Origin of the sequence: Phaeodactylibacter sp. (genome assembly GCF_040219495.1) — a bacterium.
Classification (GTDB): Bacteria; Bacteroidota; Bacteroidia; order Chitinophagales; family Saprospiraceae; genus Phaeodactylibacter.
This window is the reverse complement of sequence record NZ_JAVJSK010000001.1, coordinates 1-21869: the sequence shown is the minus strand read 5'-3', so window position 1 is coordinate 21869 and position 21869 is coordinate 1. Positions and strand designations below refer to the sequence as shown.

At 51.7% G+C, this 21869-nt stretch carries 11 protein-coding genes and 1 pseudogene; 5 read left to right on the top strand and 7 right to left on the bottom strand.

Annotated elements, in window-relative coordinates; genetic code table 11:
• Window positions 1-34: 34 nt before the first annotated feature.
• The gene (locus tag RIC19_RS00060) at window positions 35-937 is read left to right on the top strand and encodes a histone deacetylase family protein (protein ID WP_350175554.1); all 903 of its coding nucleotides are present in this window, start codon (window positions 35-37) and stop codon (window positions 935-937) included.
• 90 nt (window positions 938-1027) lie between these two features.
• On the opposite strand, the gene RIC19_RS00055 is transcribed toward RIC19_RS00060, so the two are convergent.
• The 6 genes from RIC19_RS00055 to RIC19_RS00030 form a co-directional block, all read right to left on the bottom strand.
• Window positions 1028-3709 (bottom strand): T9SS type A sorting domain-containing protein, encoded by a 2682-nt coding sequence (locus RIC19_RS00055; RefSeq protein WP_350175552.1) that lies wholly within the window; start codon window positions 3707-3709, stop codon window positions 1028-1030.
• Between the two features lie 168 nt (window positions 3710-3877).
• Entirely contained in the window at window positions 3878-4474 is a 597-nt protein-coding gene (locus RIC19_RS00050; RefSeq protein WP_350175550.1) for a hypothetical protein, read from the bottom strand.
• 9 nt (window positions 4475-4483) lie between these two features.
• Window positions 4484-4975, bottom strand: a complete 492-nt coding sequence (locus tag RIC19_RS00045) for a hypothetical protein (protein WP_350175548.1) — start codon at window positions 4973-4975, stop codon at window positions 4484-4486.
• A 117-nt stretch (window positions 4976-5092) separates the two neighbouring features.
• Window positions 5093-11596 (bottom strand): HYR domain-containing protein, encoded by a 6504-nt coding sequence (locus RIC19_RS00040; protein WP_350175546.1) that lies wholly within the window; start codon window positions 11594-11596, stop codon window positions 5093-5095.
• A 21-nt stretch (window positions 11597-11617) separates the two neighbouring features.
• On the bottom strand, window positions 11618-13960 hold the full coding sequence (locus RIC19_RS00035; RefSeq protein ID WP_350175544.1) for a LamG-like jellyroll fold domain-containing protein: 2343 nt from the start codon (window positions 13958-13960) through the stop codon (window positions 11618-11620).
• A gap of 268 nt (window positions 13961-14228) precedes the next feature.
• Window positions 14229-14780, bottom strand: coding sequence for a hypothetical protein (locus tag RIC19_RS00030; RefSeq protein WP_350175542.1), 552 nt, complete (start codon window positions 14778-14780; stop codon window positions 14229-14231).
• Window positions 14781-15077: 297 nt separating this feature from the next.
• On the opposite strand from RIC19_RS00030, the gene RIC19_RS00025 reads away from it, so the two are divergent.
• Both RIC19_RS00025 and RIC19_RS00020 read left to right on the top strand, forming a co-directional pair.
• Entirely contained in the window at window positions 15078-18143 is a 3066-nt protein-coding gene (locus RIC19_RS00025) for a sensor histidine kinase (RefSeq protein ID WP_350175540.1), read from the top strand.
• Window positions 18136-18897, top strand: coding sequence for a LytR/AlgR family response regulator transcription factor (locus tag RIC19_RS00020; protein WP_350175538.1), 762 nt, complete (start codon window positions 18136-18138; stop codon window positions 18895-18897). The genes RIC19_RS00025 and RIC19_RS00020 overlap by 8 nt, the downstream gene beginning before the upstream one ends.
• Window positions 18898-19141: 244 nt before the next feature.
• Here the strand turns inward: RIC19_RS00020 and RIC19_RS00015 are convergent, their stop codons facing one another.
• Entirely contained in the window at window positions 19142-19693 is a 552-nt protein-coding gene (locus tag RIC19_RS00015) for a hypothetical protein (RefSeq protein ID WP_350175536.1), read from the bottom strand.
• Between the two features lie 495 nt (window positions 19694-20188).
• Between RIC19_RS00015 and RIC19_RS00010 the strand changes: the two are divergent.
• Both RIC19_RS00010 and RIC19_RS00005 read left to right on the top strand, forming a co-directional pair.
• Window positions 20189-20461, top strand: a pseudogene (locus RIC19_RS00010) (hypothetical protein); the annotation flags it as partial.
• Window positions 20462-20556: 95 nt separating this feature from the next.
• Window positions 20557-21869 (top strand): IS4 family transposase (locus RIC19_RS00005; RefSeq protein ID WP_350175534.1); only part of this gene is annotated, 1313 nt, incomplete at its 3' end.

Here is a 21869-nt window from a genome sequence, read left to right as displayed (position 1 = left end):
TATGAGTTCATTCTTCTGATTGCTAATTAGAATTATGCTCAAAATCGCTTTTTCCCCCATCTACAAATACGAGCTGCCGGAGAAACACCGGTTCCCGATGATCAAGTACGAGCTCATCCCGGAGCAACTGCTGTACGAAGGGACGGTCTCGGAGGATCAGTTTTTCCACCCTGACCCACTGACAGAGGAGGAAATCCTGTGGACGCACGATGCGGCGTACTGGGAAAAACTCAAAACTCAAACGCTGAGTAAAAAGGAAATCCGCGCTATTGGCTTCCCGATGTCCGAAAACCTCATCCACCGGGGGCGGCATATTGCGAATGGCACGGTACAGTGTGCCCTTTACGCCCGCAAGTACGGCGTAGCGATGAATGTGGCCGGCGGAACGCACCATTCCTTTACCCATAAAGGCGAGGGGTTTTGTGTGTTCAATGACATCGCTATTGCTTCCAATTACCTGCTTCACCATGGCATTGCCAAAAAGATACTGGTGGTCGATCTTGACGTGCATCAGGGCAACGGCACCGCGCAAATCTTTCAGCATGACGACCGGGTCTTCACTTTTAGCATGCACGGCGAGAAAAACTACCCCCACCGCAAAGTCCCATCCAACCTCGACATCGGTCTGCCCGACAAAACCGAGGACGGCCCCTACCTCAAAGCCCTACGCGAAACCCTGCCCCGCCTTATCGACGAAGTGCAGCCCGATCAGGTATTTTATCTGTCCGGTGTAGATGTCATCTACTCCGACAAGCTCGGCCGCCTCAGCCTAAGCCTGCAGGGCTGCCGGGAGCGCGATGAATTCGTCCTCAAAACCTGCAAGGCTAATAATTTGCCGGTTGCCATCAGCATGGGCGGCGGCTATTCGGAGCGGCTGGCGCATATTGTAGAGGCGCATGCGAATACGTTTCGGGTGGCGGAGGAGGTGTTTTTTTAAGGGCAAATATAAAATCAGGTAACAGCCCCATAATGTTACTGCTACCTGATTAGGATATTAATGCTTTGTCAAGTTTGGAAAATACAGGGACTACTCTTTAATCAGCTTCCTGACGACCTGACGACCTTCACCGGTCCGAAGCTGAACCAGATACAGGCCTGAAGGCAAACCATTTAAGCCCACCGTAGCCTGCTGTCCCTGTACATTGAAGGTACGCACAGCCTGGCCGTTGGTGTTGAACAGCTGCCCCTGTACAAAATGGCCTGCTGCATTCCACTGCAAGTGTATTTGATTGACAGCGGGGTTGGGAAAGAGCTTCAAGCCACTATCCTGCGGGGCCAGGTCAGGAGCATCTGTCAGGCCCATGCAAATATCGTCTTCAAAGCAAATTGCCCCATCAGCACCGTACTCCAGTACCGTAATGTGTACGATATAAGCTCCGCTCGCAGCGTAGGTATGGGTAACGCCCAGGTCACTCGCATTTACCTGCTCTGTCTGCCCATCGCCCCAATCGATGAGGACCTCGGCACAGTGGGTCAGCAGCGGATTGTCGAGAGTGGCAACATGCCCGTTTGTAGTATAGGCAAAGCCATTTTGCACAGCGTTTTCGAAAGCCACCTCGTCCCGGCAGCAAAGGCTGTGCAGACATACATCGTCGAGCGCCAGATAGGCCCCGGGCTGTACGCCATCGGTACGGGTAAAAAACAGGGCGTTGGCACCGGAAGCCGGAAATGCCGGGTCGCTGGAATCAATAATATAGGTATAGGTCGTAAAATTGTTGTCGCAACCGGAGAGTATGGGTTCCACAACCACCTCCCAGCTATCGGCGAATAAAGCCGCATTGAGCGGGACCGTGCCACTGGTAACTGCGGCCCCTCCGTTGATGCTGCCATTGGCCAGGAAGATACTCAGTGAGGCAGGGGTGTTGGGCGAGAATAGACAGGCTACTTTGAACTCCAGTTCGTAGACACCTGTGTTGGGCAGTATTGTAGTGCTCAGTTCATTGAGCACTCCTTCCCGATAGATATCCCCTCCTTGTATCCTCGACCAAAAACCGGCGAATTGCCCCTGAGACAGCGGGAGAGGCGCAGTAAGACTTCCAGGCACCCCGGTCAGGTCACTGTAGAAATCTGCCGAACTGGCACCGGCACCGGCATTGCTCCAAATGCCGCCCCAGTTGGCCGCATTCGTAATATCCTCATCACCGGTAGTCGGTGTGCCGGTCTCGAAATCCCCATTTTGCACCAGATTGCCTTCGCAAGAGAACTCCTGTTCACCACTGAAGCAAAGCGTATCCAGGCCGGTACCTTCGGATACGACTGTCATAGGCGGCATCATTTCGGCGGAAGCCGGGCTGTTGTATACAAAGGGATCCCCTGTAACCCCACTGGCTTCCCTCACCGTATCGAGCACCATTGTATCTCTTGCACCACAAAAAAGGTATTCGTCAGGACTTGAGTGGGCAAATTGCCGGACGATCAGGCCGACATCCTGCCCTTGCGCACCGGTGTAGGACACCATTGCGCTATGCTGTGCATTGATATTCACCAGCGACTGCGGGTAATAAAAGGTACGCAGTGCCCCGGAGAAGAAAGGCGCTGCTGTGCTTACGCCATTCAGGGCCTGTGAAACATTAGTCTCGGCATAATGGACTCCAAATGTCTGTGTGGACAAGTCATAGTCTACCAAAAAAGCCGGCTGCCCCCGCCCCTCATCGTCGGCCCACTGCCCGTCGAGCCCCCGCCCCTGTATAAGCAGCTTGTCCGTAAAGGGCGTTTTGATCATAGTGTGCCCGTATTTGTCCAGGTCGAAATTAGTGGAAAAGGACTCAAAAGAAGCGGTATTGTCCAGGGCTCCGGTCGCTGCATCGAACACACTAATCCCCAGATGGTGAGTCACCGAGATATTGGTCAGCACATAAACCTGCTGCGCTGCCTGATCGTAGTAAGCACTTGCACCATTGTCTATAGAATTGCCGGTGTAGTAGCTGGCGTCCCAAAGCTCCGTGCCGTTTGCATCCAGCATAAGCGCCAGGATGCCCTGCCGCTGCAACCCGAACCCTGTCAGGATATTCTTGCCACCGGTGATAAAATATCCCTGATCCGTCAGCGTCACATGGGAAGCGACGTCATAATCCCGGAGGTACATATTCCCAAGCGGCACCTCGAAATACTGCTCCCAGGTGACGCTCAGGCTTTGGTCAAGCTTGACACAAAACCCTTGCTTTTCCGTATTCTGAAGACTAGACAAGCCCAGGTCGTCATGGATCATCCCCACCAAAACGAAGCCCTGCCCGGTGGCATTGGGCGTCGCTTTGATGTGCAGCCCCATGCCGTTGGTGTTAGGGGCGTTTCCCTGTTCCAGTACCCGGCTCAATTGCAGGCTGCCCGTTCCGTCAATAGTAAAAATGACCGTACGCCGCACGCCACCAATCTCTGCGTACCCAGTGACAGCGTACCCGGCTGTCCCGCCAGCAAGAAATGGGGCTATACTCATCGCCCAGGTACCACTCCCCATTTGGTAGGTTTGCTCGAAGATAATGGATGCATCCGCATCATCAATTCGGATGATGTGCGCCTGGTACTCGTCTGTGATTTTATTATGAAGGGTACCCGCCAGCAGCAGGTCCTCAGACCCATCTCCTGCGGTGGTGATGGAATAGTCCTTGAAATCATAGCCCGTTTTGGCAAAAGTGCGTTCCCAGGTGGTCTGGGCATTCAGGCTCGTAAAGATGGTAAAGGCCAGCAGTAAAATAAAGGATTGGAGTTTCATAACTCATAGATTTTTGTGCGTTGTCAAAGAAGTCATTCATCCCTATATCACGGGAATCAGGAAAATCTTACGCTTTGCAGTCGAAAATCTTCAGAGAAATAAGTTGCAAGCCGTGGGGCGGGCCTGATTATTTCGCCCGAGAAGCCTCTCCTACCCTGCTTCATTCTCTTACAGCAGGAAAATGCCCAGCATGCCTGGCAAGTCCTCCCGGTCAACGGAGGGGTGGACTTGTAGTGTCATGTCTTTTTTGTTGTTATTCCGACTATGCTTCTTAGCCTTGAGCAACACCGTATCTTCTTTTTTTACTTCAAAGCGTTGGTGCCAGATACTGTCCGGATACACTCTGCCCAGGTATTTACCTTCGTAGTTGATGTTGTACTTAACGACATAAGTTGGCCTGTTAAAGAACATGGTACCTACCTTTTTATTCTGCCGGTACATTTTTACGCCTCTTAGTTTTTTCCGGTAGATGAGGAGGTCCTCCCCGTTTTCGTTTCTCAGTACCCAGTGTTTTAGGATGTGCTTGTCTGGTCCAAATAAAGGCAGCTCATCACTCAGGAATAAACCAGGAATAATGAGAAACAGTCGAAGCAGGCAGGGCGTCCGTTTCCAAATCTTATGGCTTTGCGACTCTTCGTATACACCGGCGATTTCCCAGCGTTTTTCTCCGGATTCATCCACTACCCAGAGGCAGCGGTTGGGGGCGCTGCGCTCGTGGGTGCGGATGTGGTAGGTGTGGTGGGGGGTGGCGGTTGATTGGCTCATGATAAGATATCAGAGATACATTCTGATTTCGTAAGCTCCATCTCCGCTTTCTCCGTTGGCCCTTTCTACCTTGAAATAGTAAGTGCCCGGTTCAAAAAACTGAATTCCACCTAATGAGTCATCACCAGGCTCATAAATCAACGCATTTCCAGTCACATTCACATCGCCTGCTGTGGCTCCCTCTGAAAAAAGATCTACCTGAAAAGTCAAATCATCAGATAGGTTGATGAAATTAAAAGAACGAATACCACCGTTGGTATCTACTTCATCCTGGCTGACTTCTACAGCATACCAGTCTACGTCTTCGGTGCCTTCAATAGCGCAAACGATACGTGACTCAAGGCGCACAGCCGATGCACAGCCTTTATCATTACAGCCTCCATCGTCACAGTTTAAGAATTCAAAATCGGTAAAAGGCTGGTTCTCTTCATCATTACTACAGGAAAGAAGGATCAAGCCTAATGCAAGGACTGTCAATACATTCAATGTCAGTAGTCTCATGATTATCTTTATTAATTTGTTTTATAATATTTTACAGCTTTGTACGATACTGTTTGGCTTCACAGCTCGATAAAATGGGCTTCGGGCAGCCACAGTGAGCTGCCCGAAGCTTAGCATCTACTGTTTCACGACTTTTCGGGAAACTTGTCTGCCATCAGCGGTGAATAGCTGTATGATGTAGACACCGTTTGGCAAGGTGCTTAAATCCACAGACATCTGGATGCCGGTACTGGGGACAAGCTGCGTCTGCAATCTGGCTCCATTGACATCGCGTATGATTAGCTGATCAAAAGTAGCCTCATGCTTCCAAAGCAACTGCACCTCCTCGCTTGTCGGATTGGGGAACAGTATCAGTCCTTCGTCCGTATCGATTAGGTCAGAACTTGTGAGGGTGCCGCCGTTAAAGACGCCATCGTAGCAAATGTTCCCTTCGCTATTGTACTCTTCAAGCGAAATTTGCACGTTGTAATCTCCAGAAACCGAATAAGTATGATTAGCACTTAATCCGAGGTCTGGCCACAGTACATCGGTCAATCCATCGCCCCAGTCTATAGTCACTTGGAAGCAACCATTCAAAGCGGTGTTGTTCGCGGCAACTGTACTTTCATTTCCATTCTGAACCAGCTCAAAGGCATTCAACGCATCGTCAAAGGCTTGTTGACTGGCACAGCATACACTACGCAGGCATACATCATCGAGTGCCACATAAGCACCCGGCTGTACGCCGTCCGTACGGGTAAAGAAGATACTATTCACGCCGCTGCCTGGGAAGTCGGGGTCGTTGCTATCGATCGTGTAAGTATAGGTCTGAAAACCATTGTTACAGCTGGTTGTGATCGGATGGACCACGGCTTCCCAGCTATCCGCAAACAGATTGTCATTGGTCGGCAAAGTGCCGCTGGTAATCGCTGCACCGCCGTTGATGCTGCCATTTGCCAGGTAAACACTCATAGAGGCCGGGGATGACGGAGTAAAAAGGCAAGCAACTTTAAAAGTGAGCTCGTAAACGCCGCTGTTAGGCGAAATGGTGGTGTTCAGCTCATTAAGCACGCCTTCCCGGAATTCGTCTCCGCCCTGTATCCTTGACCAGAATCCGGCAAATTGCCCCTGTGAGGCAGGCGTCGGTGGCTGAAGCGAGCCCGGTACACCTGTTGTGTTGCTGTAGAGGTCGGCGCTGCTGAAGTTCGTCCCGGCATTACTCCAGATACCACCCCAAAAAGCAGCGTTGGTAATGTCTTCGTCACCAGCAGTTGCCATGCCGGTTTCAAAGTCGCCATTCTGGACGATGTTGTCCTCGCAGATGGTCGGGCAGCTGCCGCACTGCATCAGCGTATACACATCTGATTGGGTGCAGGCAGTCATGCCATCCGTACAAGTGACCTCAAAGGTGAAGGGGCCTATCCACTGCGGGTCTACGGTCAGGCTAGTTCCGGTTTCGCCCGGTATGAGTACGCCATTGTCGTACCACTGGTAAGTGCAGTTAAAGCCGGGGATAGGGTACAATACGATGCCATTCAGTGTAACGGTTTCACAATTGCACCGGTAGCATGGACCAACAGCGTACACTTCCATCGGCGGATCCAGCACGATCACCTCGCTCTTTTCCCTTTGCGGACAGCAGCTGCTCTCGATGATGCAGTAGTAATTGCCGGCCAGACCAACACCTGCCGGAGGTGTATAGGTATACATAGCCGTAGCACTGGTATGGATGGAGGTATGAATACGGTTGATACCCTTGTACCAGTGAATGGTGTAGGTACAGCCTGCTGGGGCAGGTGAAGGATCGAAATCCACCTCCAGGTCTACGGATGCCGGGGCGCAGATCGGACTGTAATCCGCAGTAAAGCTGTTGATCGTGAGCGGGTCGATAATGTCGAGGAAGAACTCGATCTCATCCGCCAGGCATATACCGTTGGTTTTCTCGACTTTCACCCAGGTATCTTCGTACAGGCGGTTGGTATAGTACAGTGGGTTACGATCACCATTGTTGGGCAGCGCGGTATAACCAGGCACCGCATCCGGACGGATAAACCAATCCCAGCGTTCCGGATCGCCGGCACACTCTGGAATGTACTCCAGCACCGCATCTTCACCATAACAAAGCGGATTGACATCCGGTGGCAGCAAGTTGATGGTACCTACCGGCGCATCGTCATTATCCAGGCGGAAGGTGGCGCTACAGCTTTGCTCCCCGCATACACTGGTCACTTTTGCCGTGTAGGTATACGATTGTGAGCATTCTGTATTAGGTAAGTTAAAGTCCAGGGCGGGCGGCTGATAGCTCGTCATGCCCGTAGCTGAAGGAATGAGGTTGCCATTGGGGTCAAACCACTCAATGGTGTAATCACAGTCCGGCATAGCCGGATTCAGCGTAAGCGACAGCGGTGACGGTGTAATTGGGCTTCCGGTATAGCAGTAGGCCTGTCCACCTGACAAGTCGCAGCTGATCGGTGGACACAGGTTGATGGTCGCAATATTGGAAGTCAGCATGGTGCAAGGTCCGGCATCCGGGCCCATATCCACCTCGGCGTACACACAGATGTCTCCGTTGTGGAACTGTGGGGAAAGCGTCAGTGGTGCACAGCCGTTGGTCACCTGCAAAGGCGGCCCCCAGCTCGCGGGCGGACAGGGTGCATCGGCCACGTACCATCGTACTTGTTGCACATCGTACAGATTGCCGCAGCCTACCAACGGAATCTGCACGGATGGCCCGTTTTCGCAAACCTCCTGTGGGTCGACGGAAATATCCTTGCAGCAGGGGGTCTGTAGCGTGATGGGGAAATCGCAATCGTGTACCGTGCCGTCCGGGCACACACAGCTTACACTCACTACGATGGTAATGTTGTTTGGCATAGGCGGGGCAGCCACATCAATTATCCCCGAGATTGTATAGCCCGGCCCGGAGCCCGTCGTCGACAATCCGCTGATGGTAATGCCACTCTGGGGGCTGCTCACGCTTACGGTGCAACCATTCGTGCCGCTGCCGGTCAGGTCGTTCACGCTCACGGAGAAGGCAAACTGGTCCTCCACATCTGTACAGCTTATGGTTTCCCCACCTACTTCAGCGCATTGGCAGTCCACCGTAACGGGGAAGCTGCAGGTACTCTGGTTGCCCGCCATATCAGTCGCTGTAGCAGTGACGATAGTGGTGCCACAGGGAAAAAAGTCTCCGCTCTGATGGCTGTACGCCCAGCTTACCATAGGGCAGTTGTCAGCAACCATAGGATCAGGGAACTGCACGCTGATACCTCCGGCGCAAGCCGCAACGCTGGTAGTGATCGCACTTGGGCAGGTGATCACCGGCGGTTCCTGGTCTTCCACGGTAATATTATAGGTGCAACTGGAGAAGTTGCCTTTGTCATCTTCCGTTGCGCAGGTAACCGTTGTGACACCTTTTGGCAATTCGTTTTCGGGGCCAATGGGCGAGGTGGTCGCTCCAGACAAAGAGCAAATGACCATTAAATCGTCATCGCAATCATCTGTTGCTGTAAGCATGGGAATATTGTAAGTGGCGAAACACTCACCCGGATCGGTCGGTAAAGTGATGTTGCCCGGGCAGTTGATGACCGGCGGGGTGTTATCGCCGACCACAGTTACCGTTTGCTGCACCGTTGCCATGCAGCCCGTAGCGTCCGTGATTTTCAGGCAAAGTGTATTAGGGCCGACGGGCAGGTTGGAAAGCGTGGCGTTTTGACCAGTGGCATCAACCGTACCATCGCACAGGAAGTCCCACTCGAAAGTATAAGGACCGGTGCCGGTAGCGCTGCCCATGAGTTGCAGCTCGCAGCAGTCGGAGGTCCAGGTGAAGTCGGCGGTGCAGTTGGAGCATTCCACCACCTCTGCCTGCTCGCAGATGACATTCCCCGCGGCATCTTTCCACAGGTAATTAAGGGTAGCAGAAGTAGCTCCCGACAAGCAGAAATCAATTGCGTCATTGATAGCACCGGCAGGCATAGCGGCTGTGGTGCTACTCCGTACAATGATCTCCTGACCACTTGAAGCCAAGGTGTAATTTAGGCTGGGGTCGGTATTGACGTTGGTAAACGTACCCGTTCCACTTCCAATGCGAATACACAAGCTATATACTGGTGCCGGAGAGTTATTCTGATAATCTATGCTAAAACAACAGTCGCCCGTGGTATCCGGCAATTGCTGTACCGCCAGCATCAGGCTGTCGCAAATCACATCGCTTCCACTTCCCAATGCACAATTTTCCCGTTCTACAAAGTAATCGGCATCTGCCTCTGTTCCCGCTGTGAAAACGTAGCCGGGCGTAGTGGGCGTAGCAATGAAATCCTGTGGAAACGGCGGGGGTGTCGAGACGGTAGCCAGAAGTGGGTCTGTACAGTCCGTGTTATAGGTTAGCTCGCCAAAGCGGCTTGCCCGTATGGTCATTTCGTCGAAGCGGCGTATATAAAATAGCCCTGGATTGCCAGTCAATTCGTTAACCCAGCAGGAGCCTGTGACATTGATTTCGTCGAACAACTGGGATAGCTTTAGGTCAGTCGGCTCAGAGCCTTCGCTAAACGCTATTTTTTTGCCCCACAGTTGGTTACCAAACTCATCCAGCCCCATGAGGAAAGTTTGCTGGAACTGAGGTCCGCTGCTCAAAACAAGCTCACAGACCCCGGTCAGTATCAGCTCGTCAAACCCGTTTATCTCCATGTCAATGACCTGGGCTCCTCCCCCCGGCAGATTATATGTTGTCGTACTCGCTTGGGGGATGCCTTGTTGCCCTAAAAAGCCGAGTTTGAGGAGAAAAATGTTACCAGGGAAACCAGGAGCAAAAGGTCCTGTAACGGTCTGATGGCCTACGATATATAAATAGTCTCCATTTCTTCGAATCCGAATACCAGCATCTAAGGTCGAAGGGTCACTATCTACATCATATGTCAGTGAGGTTCCGACCTGGTTTAGGCCAGCGTCTAAAAACAGCAGTAATACCTCATTGCCATCATTACCCGTTACGACATACTTTGCGTTGGGTTGCCCGTTGAGCGGTGTGGTTAACTCTATGATGGAACTACCCTCGGCATTTTGTACGCCCGCTGCCGTTTGTATTTCGTACTCCCGGTGGGCAAAAGTAGTGGGTGCGCAGGCATCGAACTTCGAGACCATCACCCGGCGGGTGGAGGGTGGGGTGGTGATTTTAGTCCCCACCCACATGAGTTCGCCACTACTCAACTCGATAAATTCGCTCACCGATTCACGTTCCAATCCGGGCGTACTCGTCACATCCGCGTAGTTGAGCATGGTGCCGTCGTTGGCAAACTCGGTGTAAAAGACATCCGTATTGGATGCATTGCGCACCGTACCCACAGCGGCATATCTGGACTGCGGGTCGCAAAAAGAAGAGCGGTTGAGCACCTGCATGTTATCTACAAAGTGCTGGCCGGCGTCTACATCGATAAAGAAGTTGATTTTAGCACCGGGCTGCAAAGCTCCCGTAGCGTTGTCCCAGGATTTCGAGACCAGCTTGTTGTTTGGGTTAGGTCCGGCAATTAGATCGGTAGCCGTAAAGGTCCGGGTGATATTGCTACCGAAAAAACCACCATCCGTAGTGATGGCCAGCCCCCGTTCATTGTCCGTATTTTGGGGTTGAGGCTGTACGCCACCGTAGGTGCAGTCCAGCCAGACGGTAGGGGTATATGGCAGATTGAGGAAAGTGACGTGCTGGGCGTCGTTGGTCCCCAGGGTGATTTGAAAAGAGGTTGTAAAAGGTAACCAACCCCACTGAGGGCGCTCCAGTACGGTATAGGAACCCGGAGGCAGGTTATTGAATTCAAATTCCCCAAAATTGTCACTCTGTGTGGTAGCGATGATGGTCCCCGTCGAATTGTCGATCAGGTCATACACAAAGCCCGTACCAGTCTGGTCTGTCCCAGGATCATAAACGCCATTGCTGTTTTGATCCAGGATTTTCTGCCCTGTAATGACGGAGGCCGAACAGCAGAAGCTTTGCTCGTCGTTGATGACCGGGCCGCTGGCACTTACCATATTGCCCTCCACAGCAAAACCCGTTGCTACGCCATCGGTATTCAAAAGCTCAAACTCAAAGTAGTAAGTACCTGCTGGCAGGAACAGGGCCTGGCTGAAGGATACCCCCGTATTAAAATTGTTGACGTTAGGTGCCGGTGCCAGGGTGGCAGAAAAAGCGGTGGCCGTCCCGTTGTTGTTGTACAAGGTCAGTTTGCCGGTATCATCGGCTTTGATACGTCCGTCTAAGATCACCTCCGCATCCTGACACAAACAAAAGTATCGCCGGAAACGCCAGGGCTGGTTCTCATTGAGATTGTCCGGGCCAAAATTGCTTTGGTCGGTCATGGACAGTACCCGGGAATCAGGCAGCACGTTCCAACCGGTCTGAAAAGGGGTGATAGCATAAGCATCCGGAGGAGTAGGGTTGGCCGCGCCGGAAGGTATAGCCCCCGAAATGGGTGGCAGATTCATCAACCGCCAGTAAGGATCTGTTTGTCCAATGTTGATCGTACTGTTAGTTGCCGGATCCCAGCCGGTACTGAAAGTCAACTGATTCGTAGGGCCGCAGTTGGGGTCGCACTGTGCAAAACTGTAATGCCCTACCAGAGAAAAGAATAGTAAGAGAATGATATGATTTTTCATAACTGTTTGTTGTGGGGTTGTTTAATTAGCATCACAAGGAATCACCGTCTGTTCCACCATATCCATACAGCCGGTAGCGGGGTCCGTTACTACGACTTTGTAGGTGGTGCCGGTGGTTGCGGGCATATGCGTAAAGTCACACAGGCTACTGGCAGCACCTTGCGATACGCCATCCACAAACCACTCAAACAGCAGCCCGGCGGTGCCCGAGCAGGTATTCTCCGAATCGCAGGCGGTAAGGCTGATTGGTTCTCCCGGTGTCGCACAAGCATTCGGCGGCAGTGGGCAACTCAGGCGGGCGATGGTCTCACAGGCATCCAGGCATAGGGGTGGCCCATCCACGGTCTGGCAGCCATTGCTGGCTTCCAGCCAATAGCAGCCGCCATTTAAAGCGGATATGGAATTGCCGGTGCCGATGACCAAGCCCTCGTACAGCCAGGTATAAGTCAGGCCTGCTACCGGGCTGTTTACCGAAAGAGTAACGGGTAGATTCTCTACACAAACCTGCGTGGGGCCTGTGACAGTGGGCGGTGCCGGCGCCTGTATCAGGGTCACCTCCACGATGTTGCTGAAGCAGGGCTCGCATCCGGAAGGATTAGATAGCGGATTGCACTGTATGCGGTAGTAGATGGACGTTTGCCCGGCGGGCCAGAGGTGGCTGGGTAGGATATTCGTATTTTGGGTGGTATTGCTCAGCCCCATATTGACCCAGTCAGAAGGGGTCGCTATGTTTGGGTCTGTGAAGGTGTACTGCCACTGCGGGATACAATCGTCAAATTGGGCATCCTGACAGATGATCGCATCATTACCCGGGCAAATCTCATAGATGAGGTGAGCCGGGTTGGGGTCAACAAGGGTCAGGTTCATGGGCGCTCCCAGTGGGCAGCCGGCTATCGTGCCGCAGACCGGCTCGGGATCTACCGGGATGCAAGCGGAGAAGGTTCCCATTTTGTTGTTACAGTTCGTGACCTCGACTTCAAAGCAGAAATCTGTCACCCCCGCCACCTGCGGAAAGGTGACCGTATGCGTAACGCTAAGGCTCCCACTGCCAATGAGCGTGCGTGTGCCTGCGATGGGGTCAACGTAGTACCAGTCGATCGTAACATTAAGCCCCGGAGTCTGTACGAAAGGGTCCGGGGAGTTGAGGGTAGCGGTAAAGGTCTCTGTTTCGCCCTCGCAGTAGGGGCCGGAAGGAGAAAGGCTCACGGTAGCAGGGCTGATGGGGCAGCAAATCTGCAGGTCATATTCCGCACTGAGGTATTCGCATTGCTCGCCGGTAGGGCCAGTCACGGTGCTTACCGCCCGGTACTTTCGGTCGACGAAGCCATCAGGGCTGCTGCTGCAGGGCAGGGTGAGTTCGCCCGGCGCTACGGGGAAGCAAAAGTCGATAAAGGAAGGGGACGTAACTGGCTGCCAGCCCGGTCCTCCGACGTCTAAAAATTCCCACTGTACACTGACGTTGCTGTACGGGCCGGGTGTCTGGCCGTTGTCGTCGAGGCAGAAGTGGGCGGGATCGCCGTTGCAGATGCTGGTAAGCAGGTTACTGCGGTAGGGGTAGTCCCGGATTTCCAAGCCTAAATCGTGCAGGGCGGGGTAGACGAGGGGGGCGGTGGAGTTGACCCAGTTGCTGACTGGTCCGGTTTGGATTAAGTTGAATGGCGTACCATGATTGGCATTTGGGGAACAGTCCAAGATTTGTGTGATGCTTGAGTTGCCGCCTCCTGGTACGACCGCTGGGTCATTAAAGTCCCAATAAGCTACCAGCCCCGCCTCATTGCAGGAAAGCGGGCAGTTCTGCCGGGCACAAATATCCGAAGCGGAGAGTGCAGTTTGCCAAAGCCGGAAGTCATCAACCAAGCCGTGCCAGTCTGCATTTGCCGCTGCCCCGCCTGGCCAGCGCCCTAACCGGAGGTAGTCATTACTAAACGTAATACCTGTAGTGGAAGCAGTGCCTACCTGTGCGCAATCGAGGTAGAAATCAAATTGGTCGCCGTTTTTCACCACAGCCAAGTGGTACCAGGTGTTAGGGGAAACGGCTGTTACAATGTTTACGCCGGTGTTGCCGCCAGAGCCCAGGAAAAAGTAAACCAATTGCCCTCCCAGCACCCCCACTTCTATACGAGAGTTGGTACCGCCGAAGCTGTATAGCCGCCGGAACTGATTGATAACTGTATTCTGGTTGTTGAACCAACACTCTACGGTGAAAGTAGTGGCGTTACCCGTCAAAGGGGTGGTACTGACATCCAAAAAGACGAAGTCTTCCTGGTTTTGCGCTAAGCTGAGGGCGTAATTCTGCCCGCTCACCTGCTGCACAAAGAGCATAGCAAGGGCAATGAAAATGGGATTCCATTTCTTGATTAACATAGGGTTTTGGTTTTTTGAGGTTGAAATATTCTATCTAATGATTACTGGTGCTCTGCGGAAGAAATACTCCTGCTTTAGAGCGTGTTGGGATTTCACCCTTTGGGCTGCTCTTGCCAAATTTCGTCCCGCTCTTCGTTACTCTTCAGTCACGTAGCTCAGGCTATGTGATTGAAGAATGGGCTCCTTTAATCCCATTCTTGAATGTATCATGTCTCGATCAGAACAAAATTTGGCTACGTTCGCTTCAAAAGCAGAATCCCAACAAGCTCTAAAACCGAAGAATAAAACCAGCTCCATTCCCTTGTACAGACATACTAAGCTTGTTTAGCTTTGTATCCGCAGGGGAGTTTGGCAGTGGTTGGTTGTTAAAGATGTCGATAGCCTGCACAGCCCGTTTATTTGACCCCCTGCTCAGTGGCAGGGAAACAGCAACCAAGCCCGTCCCGATCAGTGCCAGGTTCCAGTTGGGTTCTCCTCCGCCAATAGCTGTTCCAATCGGCCAGCCGATCAGGAAGCCGCCGGCAGAACTGAGAAGTCCGGCTGCTAAACCCAGGGAACAAGCGTCCTCATATTTTTCATAGGCTTCCGGGTTCGAGGTTAAGACATCGGATACTTGATTTGTGTTAAGCCTTTCTCCATTTTGAGAAAAGGCGTACCCGCTAAACAACTTCTGCATGCTGATCGTATCCACCTGCTCCTGACTGAAGCAGGGGGCAAAACCAAAAGCGACTAAACTCAGTATAAAAAATAGCCGTCGCGTGAAATGAAGCATTTGATTAGGGGTTTCCTGCATCTCGCGAACCTGCATAGTACTTTTCATCGTCAAAGGGTTTAATTAGTAATTTCCCTTCTATCGCATGGTACGGGAGAATCTTACCTTCGAAGGGGTAAAAATTTTAAAGTATAGACCTGACCAGGTAGCATTATCGGTTTAAGTCGCACCGGAACCAAGGCATTAGTACAAACTTAAGGGCGAAGGAACACCATCACAACACCCCTAAGACCATCGGTCAACACCATTGGATCAATGGTAAACTCCCTCGCCGTTCCTTCCCCCAAATCCACCGATGCTCCGAAAACCCTGCAAAAAGCCGATTAAAACCTTATTATTGTAGGTGTGAAACCCCATTGGCTACATATCGGACTCTGCCTGCTCCTGCACCTGCTCTGCCGGGCACAGGACGCCAGCTACATTCAGTATACCACCGAGGATGGCCTGCCGACCAATTATGTCTACGGGGTGGTGGAGGATGATGACGGCTACATCTGGGCGTACACGGAGAACGGGCTGGCTAAATTTGACGGCTACGGCTTTGAGCACTTCACCTTGGAAGATGGGCTGCCGGGCAATGATATCCCCTTTGCGGAAAAAGGGCCGGATGGGAGAATATGGTTGTTTTCCATTTACAATCGACCGGCTTATGTGTATCAGGACAGTATTGTTACCGTCCACGAGGAAGGGTGTGTGTATATGGGAGTTTTTAACGGGGCTGCCTACTATGGCTGCAAATCGGGTTACTACGCTTATAGGGATCGACTCATAAGGGCTAACTATCACGAATATGATCCTTCGTTCGTCAAACAGTACGCTGGATTATTCGAGCAAACAGAACAACCGGAACAACTGACCGAGCAGTTTGTCTATGGTACTGCAACCTACTTCTACACACTCGGCAACAAGGGGCAGCGACAATGGTATCGGAGTAGTGGTATCCGGAGGATACCTGGGCATCCGTATTATTACAACATAGATGCCAGTACCTTTATAGTTAAGCGGCCTTCCGGGCTATGGGGAGCGTTAAAGCTAGAACCCAGAGTGGATAATAGAGCTATCCAGGTATGCCAAATACCAGGCAAGGAACAATTTCTAATCCGGGGACATAAGAGCGGAGTATTCTGGATAGCTCCCCTTGCCTTTACCTACCGCTATATTGACCCAGTGGATTACGGCATCCACCCCAAAGCGCATTTGAGTGTCTCGATGCTACAAGACCGGCTGTGGATCTCAACCGATGACGGTGCCCTCTGCTTTGACTTTGAAGGTCATTTACTGGAAAAAGTACAGAACCGTACGCTTTCAGAGCGCTACTTCCTGCACCGGACCTACAGCGACAGCCGCGGCAATATCTGGATTGGGAGCCGGGACGGAGGGCTTTTCCTGATCCCCCAAGCCAATAAGGGGGTGCACAAACGGCAGTTGCCAAAGGGTGGTGACCAGCACCTGGAAGCATTATTGCGCACCCGGCAAGGCCAAATCATAGGCATAACCGCAAATACCGGCGTTTACCAGATTACTAAAGATACGGTACGATCTCTGACGCCTGCCCAAAAATCCAGACGGTTTCGTTCTGTGGTGCCTACCCCTCAGGGTGTATATATATCCTCCTCTTCCCGCAATTTTTTATTACAGGAACAGGCCGGAAAGCTGCGGACGATTGACGCTGAAGACTACTTTACGTTGATAAACGACAGTAATTATGCCTATTATTTGAAAGCGGGGGACCAGGACCTGGCTTTCCACGCTGAGGAGAATGCGCTCTACGGCTTGAGGTCGGGCTATCTGACCAAAATGCAGCTTATGCCCTCTGGGCGTGACATTCGTGCGGCTATGCTTAATATATCAAGCATAAGCATACAAAAGGTTTACTACAACCCGCACGCCCGGCAGCTGTACGTGAGCAGCGTGAATGGGCTGGAGCGGCTGGTTGCTGGTGTCTTGAAGCCGGTTTTATCCGAAGGAGAAAGTCTGCGTGGCATCTCCGCCCTCTTCGGCACGCCCGGGAAGCTATGGATCGGAACAGAAAGTGAGGGGCTATTTTACTATGATCTCGGCTCAAAAAATTTGGCACGTATCGCCGCTGTCAAGATGGTCCGCCAAATCAAAGCCGATGGAGAGCGCGGCGTGCTGGTCGCCTGCAACGATGGCGTACTGGCTGTCCCTTTTGAGGCTCCGAAGGATTACACTCAGTATACTGTCCGCCACGGCCTGCCCACCAATGAAATCGAAGATGTGCTCGCTAAAGGGGATTCCATGCTCTATATTGCTTCCGCCCAGGGCCTTCATGAGCTTAAGCGCTTCTTTGAAACCTCATCGGAAGTTCCCGATGCCCTGCTGCAGCTTACAGCTGTTAGCGTAAAGGGGCAGCCCGTCCCCGTTAGTGACCTGGACGGTCTGAGCCATCTGCAAAACGACCTTTCCTTTGATTACAGCCTGCGCTCCTACGCCAGTGATGGCAATATCCGCTACTGTACCCGTCTGGAGCCTTTAGAGACCGAATGGGAGGAAAGCAGGGAACGGCAAGTCAACTACCTGGAGCTTTCGCCCGGAGACTACACCTTCTATCTCAAAGCCAAAGACATATACGGTACTGAAGTCCTGCATGAGCCAGTGACCATTCACATTGCCAAAGCCTTCTGGCAGGAATGGTGGTTTCGGATACTATGCCTTCTGACTTTTGCAGGAGTCGTGGGCCTGCTAGCCCTACAGCGCATTCGCAGGGAGCGGCGTAAGCAAGAAGCAAAGCGCACTCTGGAAAAACGCATCGCCAATCTGGAGCTGGACGCGCTCAAAGCGCAAATGAATCCGCACTTCATCTTCAATGCACTGGGGGCTATTCAATACTTTATACAGACCCAGGATGTCGATTCGGCTGATAACTACCTCACTATGTTCGCCCGCCTGATGCGCAAGTACCTGGACAGCGCCCGGGAGAAGATGATACCGCTGGAGCAGGAAATAGCGCTGCTGCGCGACTATACCGCTTTGGAAAAAATGCGCTTTGAGGATTTGTTCGAGGTAGAGATAGAGCTGGAAGAAGGTTTAGACCCCAGCGAGTACCTGATCCCCTCTATGCTGTTGCAGCCCTTTGTGGAAAACGCCATCAACCACGGGCTGAGCGAACGGCGGGACAAACGGGGTCTAATCCGTATCCAATTCAATGCGCAGGGGGATACCCTGATATGCAGGATTGAGGACAACGGCATCGGTCGGGAGCAGGCCAAAAGCAAACGCCGTAAGGGGCACCGTTCCCGAGGCATGAAGATCGTGCAGGAGAAAATGGAGACCTTGCGCACTTCCGGTATTGCAGACATCCGCATTGAAGTAGAGGAGGCATTCCCGCACAATACCGAATATCCCGGCACGCTTGTGACTATACAAACTAAACCCCTGGACCATGAATAAACGGAAAGCGCTGATCATCGATGACGAACCCAAGCTACGGCAGGTACTAAAGGTCAAATTGGAAAAATACTGCCCGTCTATTTCCGCCATAGAAGTAGCTGGCAACATACAGGAAGGTTACCAACAGGCAAGCTGTTTTCAACCAGATATCGTCTTTTTAGACATTGCCATGCCCGGCGGCAGCGGCTTTGAGTTCCTCGACCAGTTCGAGGATATAAACTTTGAAGTGGTCTTTGTCACCGGATATAACGAGTATGTGCTCAATGCGATTAAAGTCAGCGCAGTCGACTACCTGCTCAAACCTGTGAATACAGAGGATCTGATCGCTGCTGTCCACAAAGCAGAAAACCGCATCCAAAACCGCGAAAAGCTCAGGATGTACCATGTGCTCCGCCACAACCTCAACCATATTGGCGAGCAGGAGACTAAAATCGCCATACCGGGTGCCAATACCTATGATTTCATTAAGGTCGGCCAGATCGTACGCTGCGAGGGTTGGCAAAAGTATACCCGCATCCATCTGACAGACGGCAGCTGCATCGTCAGTTCTTACAATATCGGGGTGTTCAAGGACATGCTGGAAGACTTTGACTTCTACCTCACGCATAAGTCCCACCTGATCAATGTCGGTTTGATCGCACGCTATATCAAAGAGGGTACAGTGGTGATGGAAGATGGCTCGGAGGTGCCCATCTCACGGCGGAAGCGCGATGCTTTTCTGGCCAGTGTGGTGGAGCGCGGAAAAGAGGAATAAGACTTTGCCAAGTATCAAATAACAGGTAATCTAGTGAGCCCGGGCAAGGTTGAGGTTGGAGTCAAGGTTGAGCGCCTGTACGATGGCTTCATGGCAGGAATAGCAAGCTATTACTCTCTCTGGCAAACCCAGTATGCGCTCGACCTTAACCTCTCTGAACCTCAATCTTTAATGCTCCCTCCTCTCGTCTCGATCAGAACAAAATTTGGCTGCGTTCGCTCCAAAAGCAAATTCCCAACAAGCTCTAAAACCGGAAAATCAGCCCAGCCCCATTGCCATTGAGCGACACGTTGAGTTTGCCGGGTTTCTTTTCAGGAGATTTATCAGGCAATTGCCCGTTGTTATAAATATCGACCGCTTGCTTTGCCCGTTTTTTGAACCCTTTATTGATGGGGAAGGAAATGGCAATCATACCGGCACCAATACCGGCCAACGTCCAATTAGGCTCGCCTTCACCGAACGCAGTACCTATGGGCCAGCCGACCAAAAAGCCGCCCGCGCAGGAAACCACCACAGCTGCCGCATAGGAGGTTTTGGCAGCTTGAAGTTCCTGATAGGCTTGCGAATTGGATTTCAGCGTATACGACAACTTACTCAGGGTAAGGGCTTTGCCATCTTGGTAAAACTGATACCCGCCAAACGTTTTCTGGATGGCAATGGTATCCGAATTTTGCTGACTGAAGCAGGGGGCAAAACCAAAAGCGACTAAACTCAGTATAAAAAATAGCCGTCGCGTGAAATGAAGCATTTGATTAGGGGTTTCTTGCATCTCGCGAACCTGCATAGTAGTTTTCATCGTCAAAGGGTTTAATTAGTAATTTCCCTTCTATCGCACTGCACAGGCAAATCTTACCCTCAGCCATCAGAAAAATGCCAAAATACTGATCCATAAACCACTACTCTGCCCTACCTGCCGGCCTGTAAAGTATCAGGTAACGGGTCGGTTTTGAATAAAAAAACCCGAAAAAATATTGAGGCTGAGATCAAGGCTGAACGCTTGTGCGATGTATTGTTGACAAATGCCGTCGAACGGGTAAAAACGTAATTCCGATAGCAACACCTGAAGCCCCGCCGCTCCCAAAAAAAAATAATTTTAGTTTTAAAAATTTGAAATTAAAAACAAAATCATTATTATTGTTGGTGTTTAGGGCGTGTTGGAACTTTGGTCTTCTAGTCGAAACCTAGCATTTTTTTGGCTATTCTTCGTCCCGTTCCAGGGAGCGGGACAGACTGGTTACTGAAGGCCCAACACACTATTAAAGATTCTCTGTATCACCAACCCCTGAAAACCATGACAAAATCACACTCCGCCCGCCGTAGTTCTACGAAGGCGGGACACAACCCCGAGCTGGAGCTCGCTCATGAATTCATATGCCATACCCATAAGTGTATTTTCCTTACCGGAAAAGCAGGCACTGGCAAAACAACCTTTCTGCGAGCGCTGAAAGCCAAACCACCGAAGCGCCTGGCCGTTGTCGCTCCTACTGGAGTAGCCGCCATTAATGCAGGCGGACAGACCATTCACTCCTTATTCCAATTGCCCTTCGGCCCGATTGTACCCGGCAATAAGCGCATAGGCGTCAACCGAAATTTTTCATATATGAAAAAGACTGCCTAAGTTTGGGTTTACCACAACTTACACTTAGACAGTCAAGACTTATGAATATAAATCTAAAGCAAGTTATAAAAAACTTATCGGGAATCTGCCTGGACACTCTTGCAAAAGAGACGGGCTTTGTCAAATCAAAGGCCCAAAAAATAACACCTCTATACTTTGTAGCATCATTTTTTGCCTGTGTCGGCAGACAGCAAATTTCATTGTCTAAATGGGCGAACGCATTAATGTGCCTTACTGGCGTGAGCGTAAGCAAGGAAGGGCTCAATAAGCGCCTTTCGGCAGATCGCCACGCCGATTTCTGCAGGGGACTGCTCGCCAAGGCCATGGCTGCCAAGGCAAGCTCGGCAATGTCCCGCATAAGCCGGCTGGGCTTAGAGTTCAACAACATATTCCTGCAAGACAGCAGTAGCCTGTCTTTGCCGAAGGGCTGCGAATTGGATTTTCCCGGGCCCCACTCCAATAACGGGGAAAAGAAGGCTACGGGCAAAATACAGCTGACGATGGACCTGCTCAATGATAAGCCTGTAGACATCCTGCTGGCCAACTTCCGGAAAAACGACCAAGGGGACGCTCTGCGTATCGTCGACAAACTGGAGCAGGGGGACCTGCTGGTCCGCGACCTGGGGTATTTTGTCCTCCGGGCTTTAAAGGCGATCAGCAGCAAAGGTGCCTACTTCCTCTCGCGCCTCAAGCCATCAGCCCATGTTTATCTGCCCGGCCAAGAAGTGCCTTTCGGCCTGCTAGAATACTGCAAGGCAAAGAAAAAGGCAGGGGCTGCCCAGTTCGAGCTGGCTGTCGAGGTCGGCAAAAAAGAGCGAGTGCCCGTCCGCCTGCTTGTGCGGCAGGTGCCTCAGGGCCAGTACCAAAAACGCCGCCGCAAGGCCCTGAAGGACCGCCACAAATCGGCCAATCATAATAGCCACTACCTAGATATGCTGCAGTGGCAATTTTTGGTCACTAACGCGGAGCCAGAGAAAATCAGTATCGCGCAGGCCTTTGTCATCTATCAGCTGCGGTGGCGTATCGAAATCATCTTCAAAGCTTGGAAGTCAGGGCTGAAGCTACAGCATATGTTTGCAGGTTTGGGGCATATCAAACCTGCCCGGGCAAGGGCCATGATCTTTTTGATGCTTACTTACTTGGTCCTTTTTGTCTACCCGGCATTCCAAGCAATACAGCAAAAAGCAAGTAAAGCCCTAAGTTTCATGAAGTGGGTCAACTACTTGGCAGCAAACCCTTTGCAAAACCTGCAGCAATTAACCGAAGATATATGGGTCGCACATATTGAGCGGAACTGCGCCTATGAAGTCAGGCGAAGGAAGAATCATGGCGATTTAATCTCCAAATTAAAAAA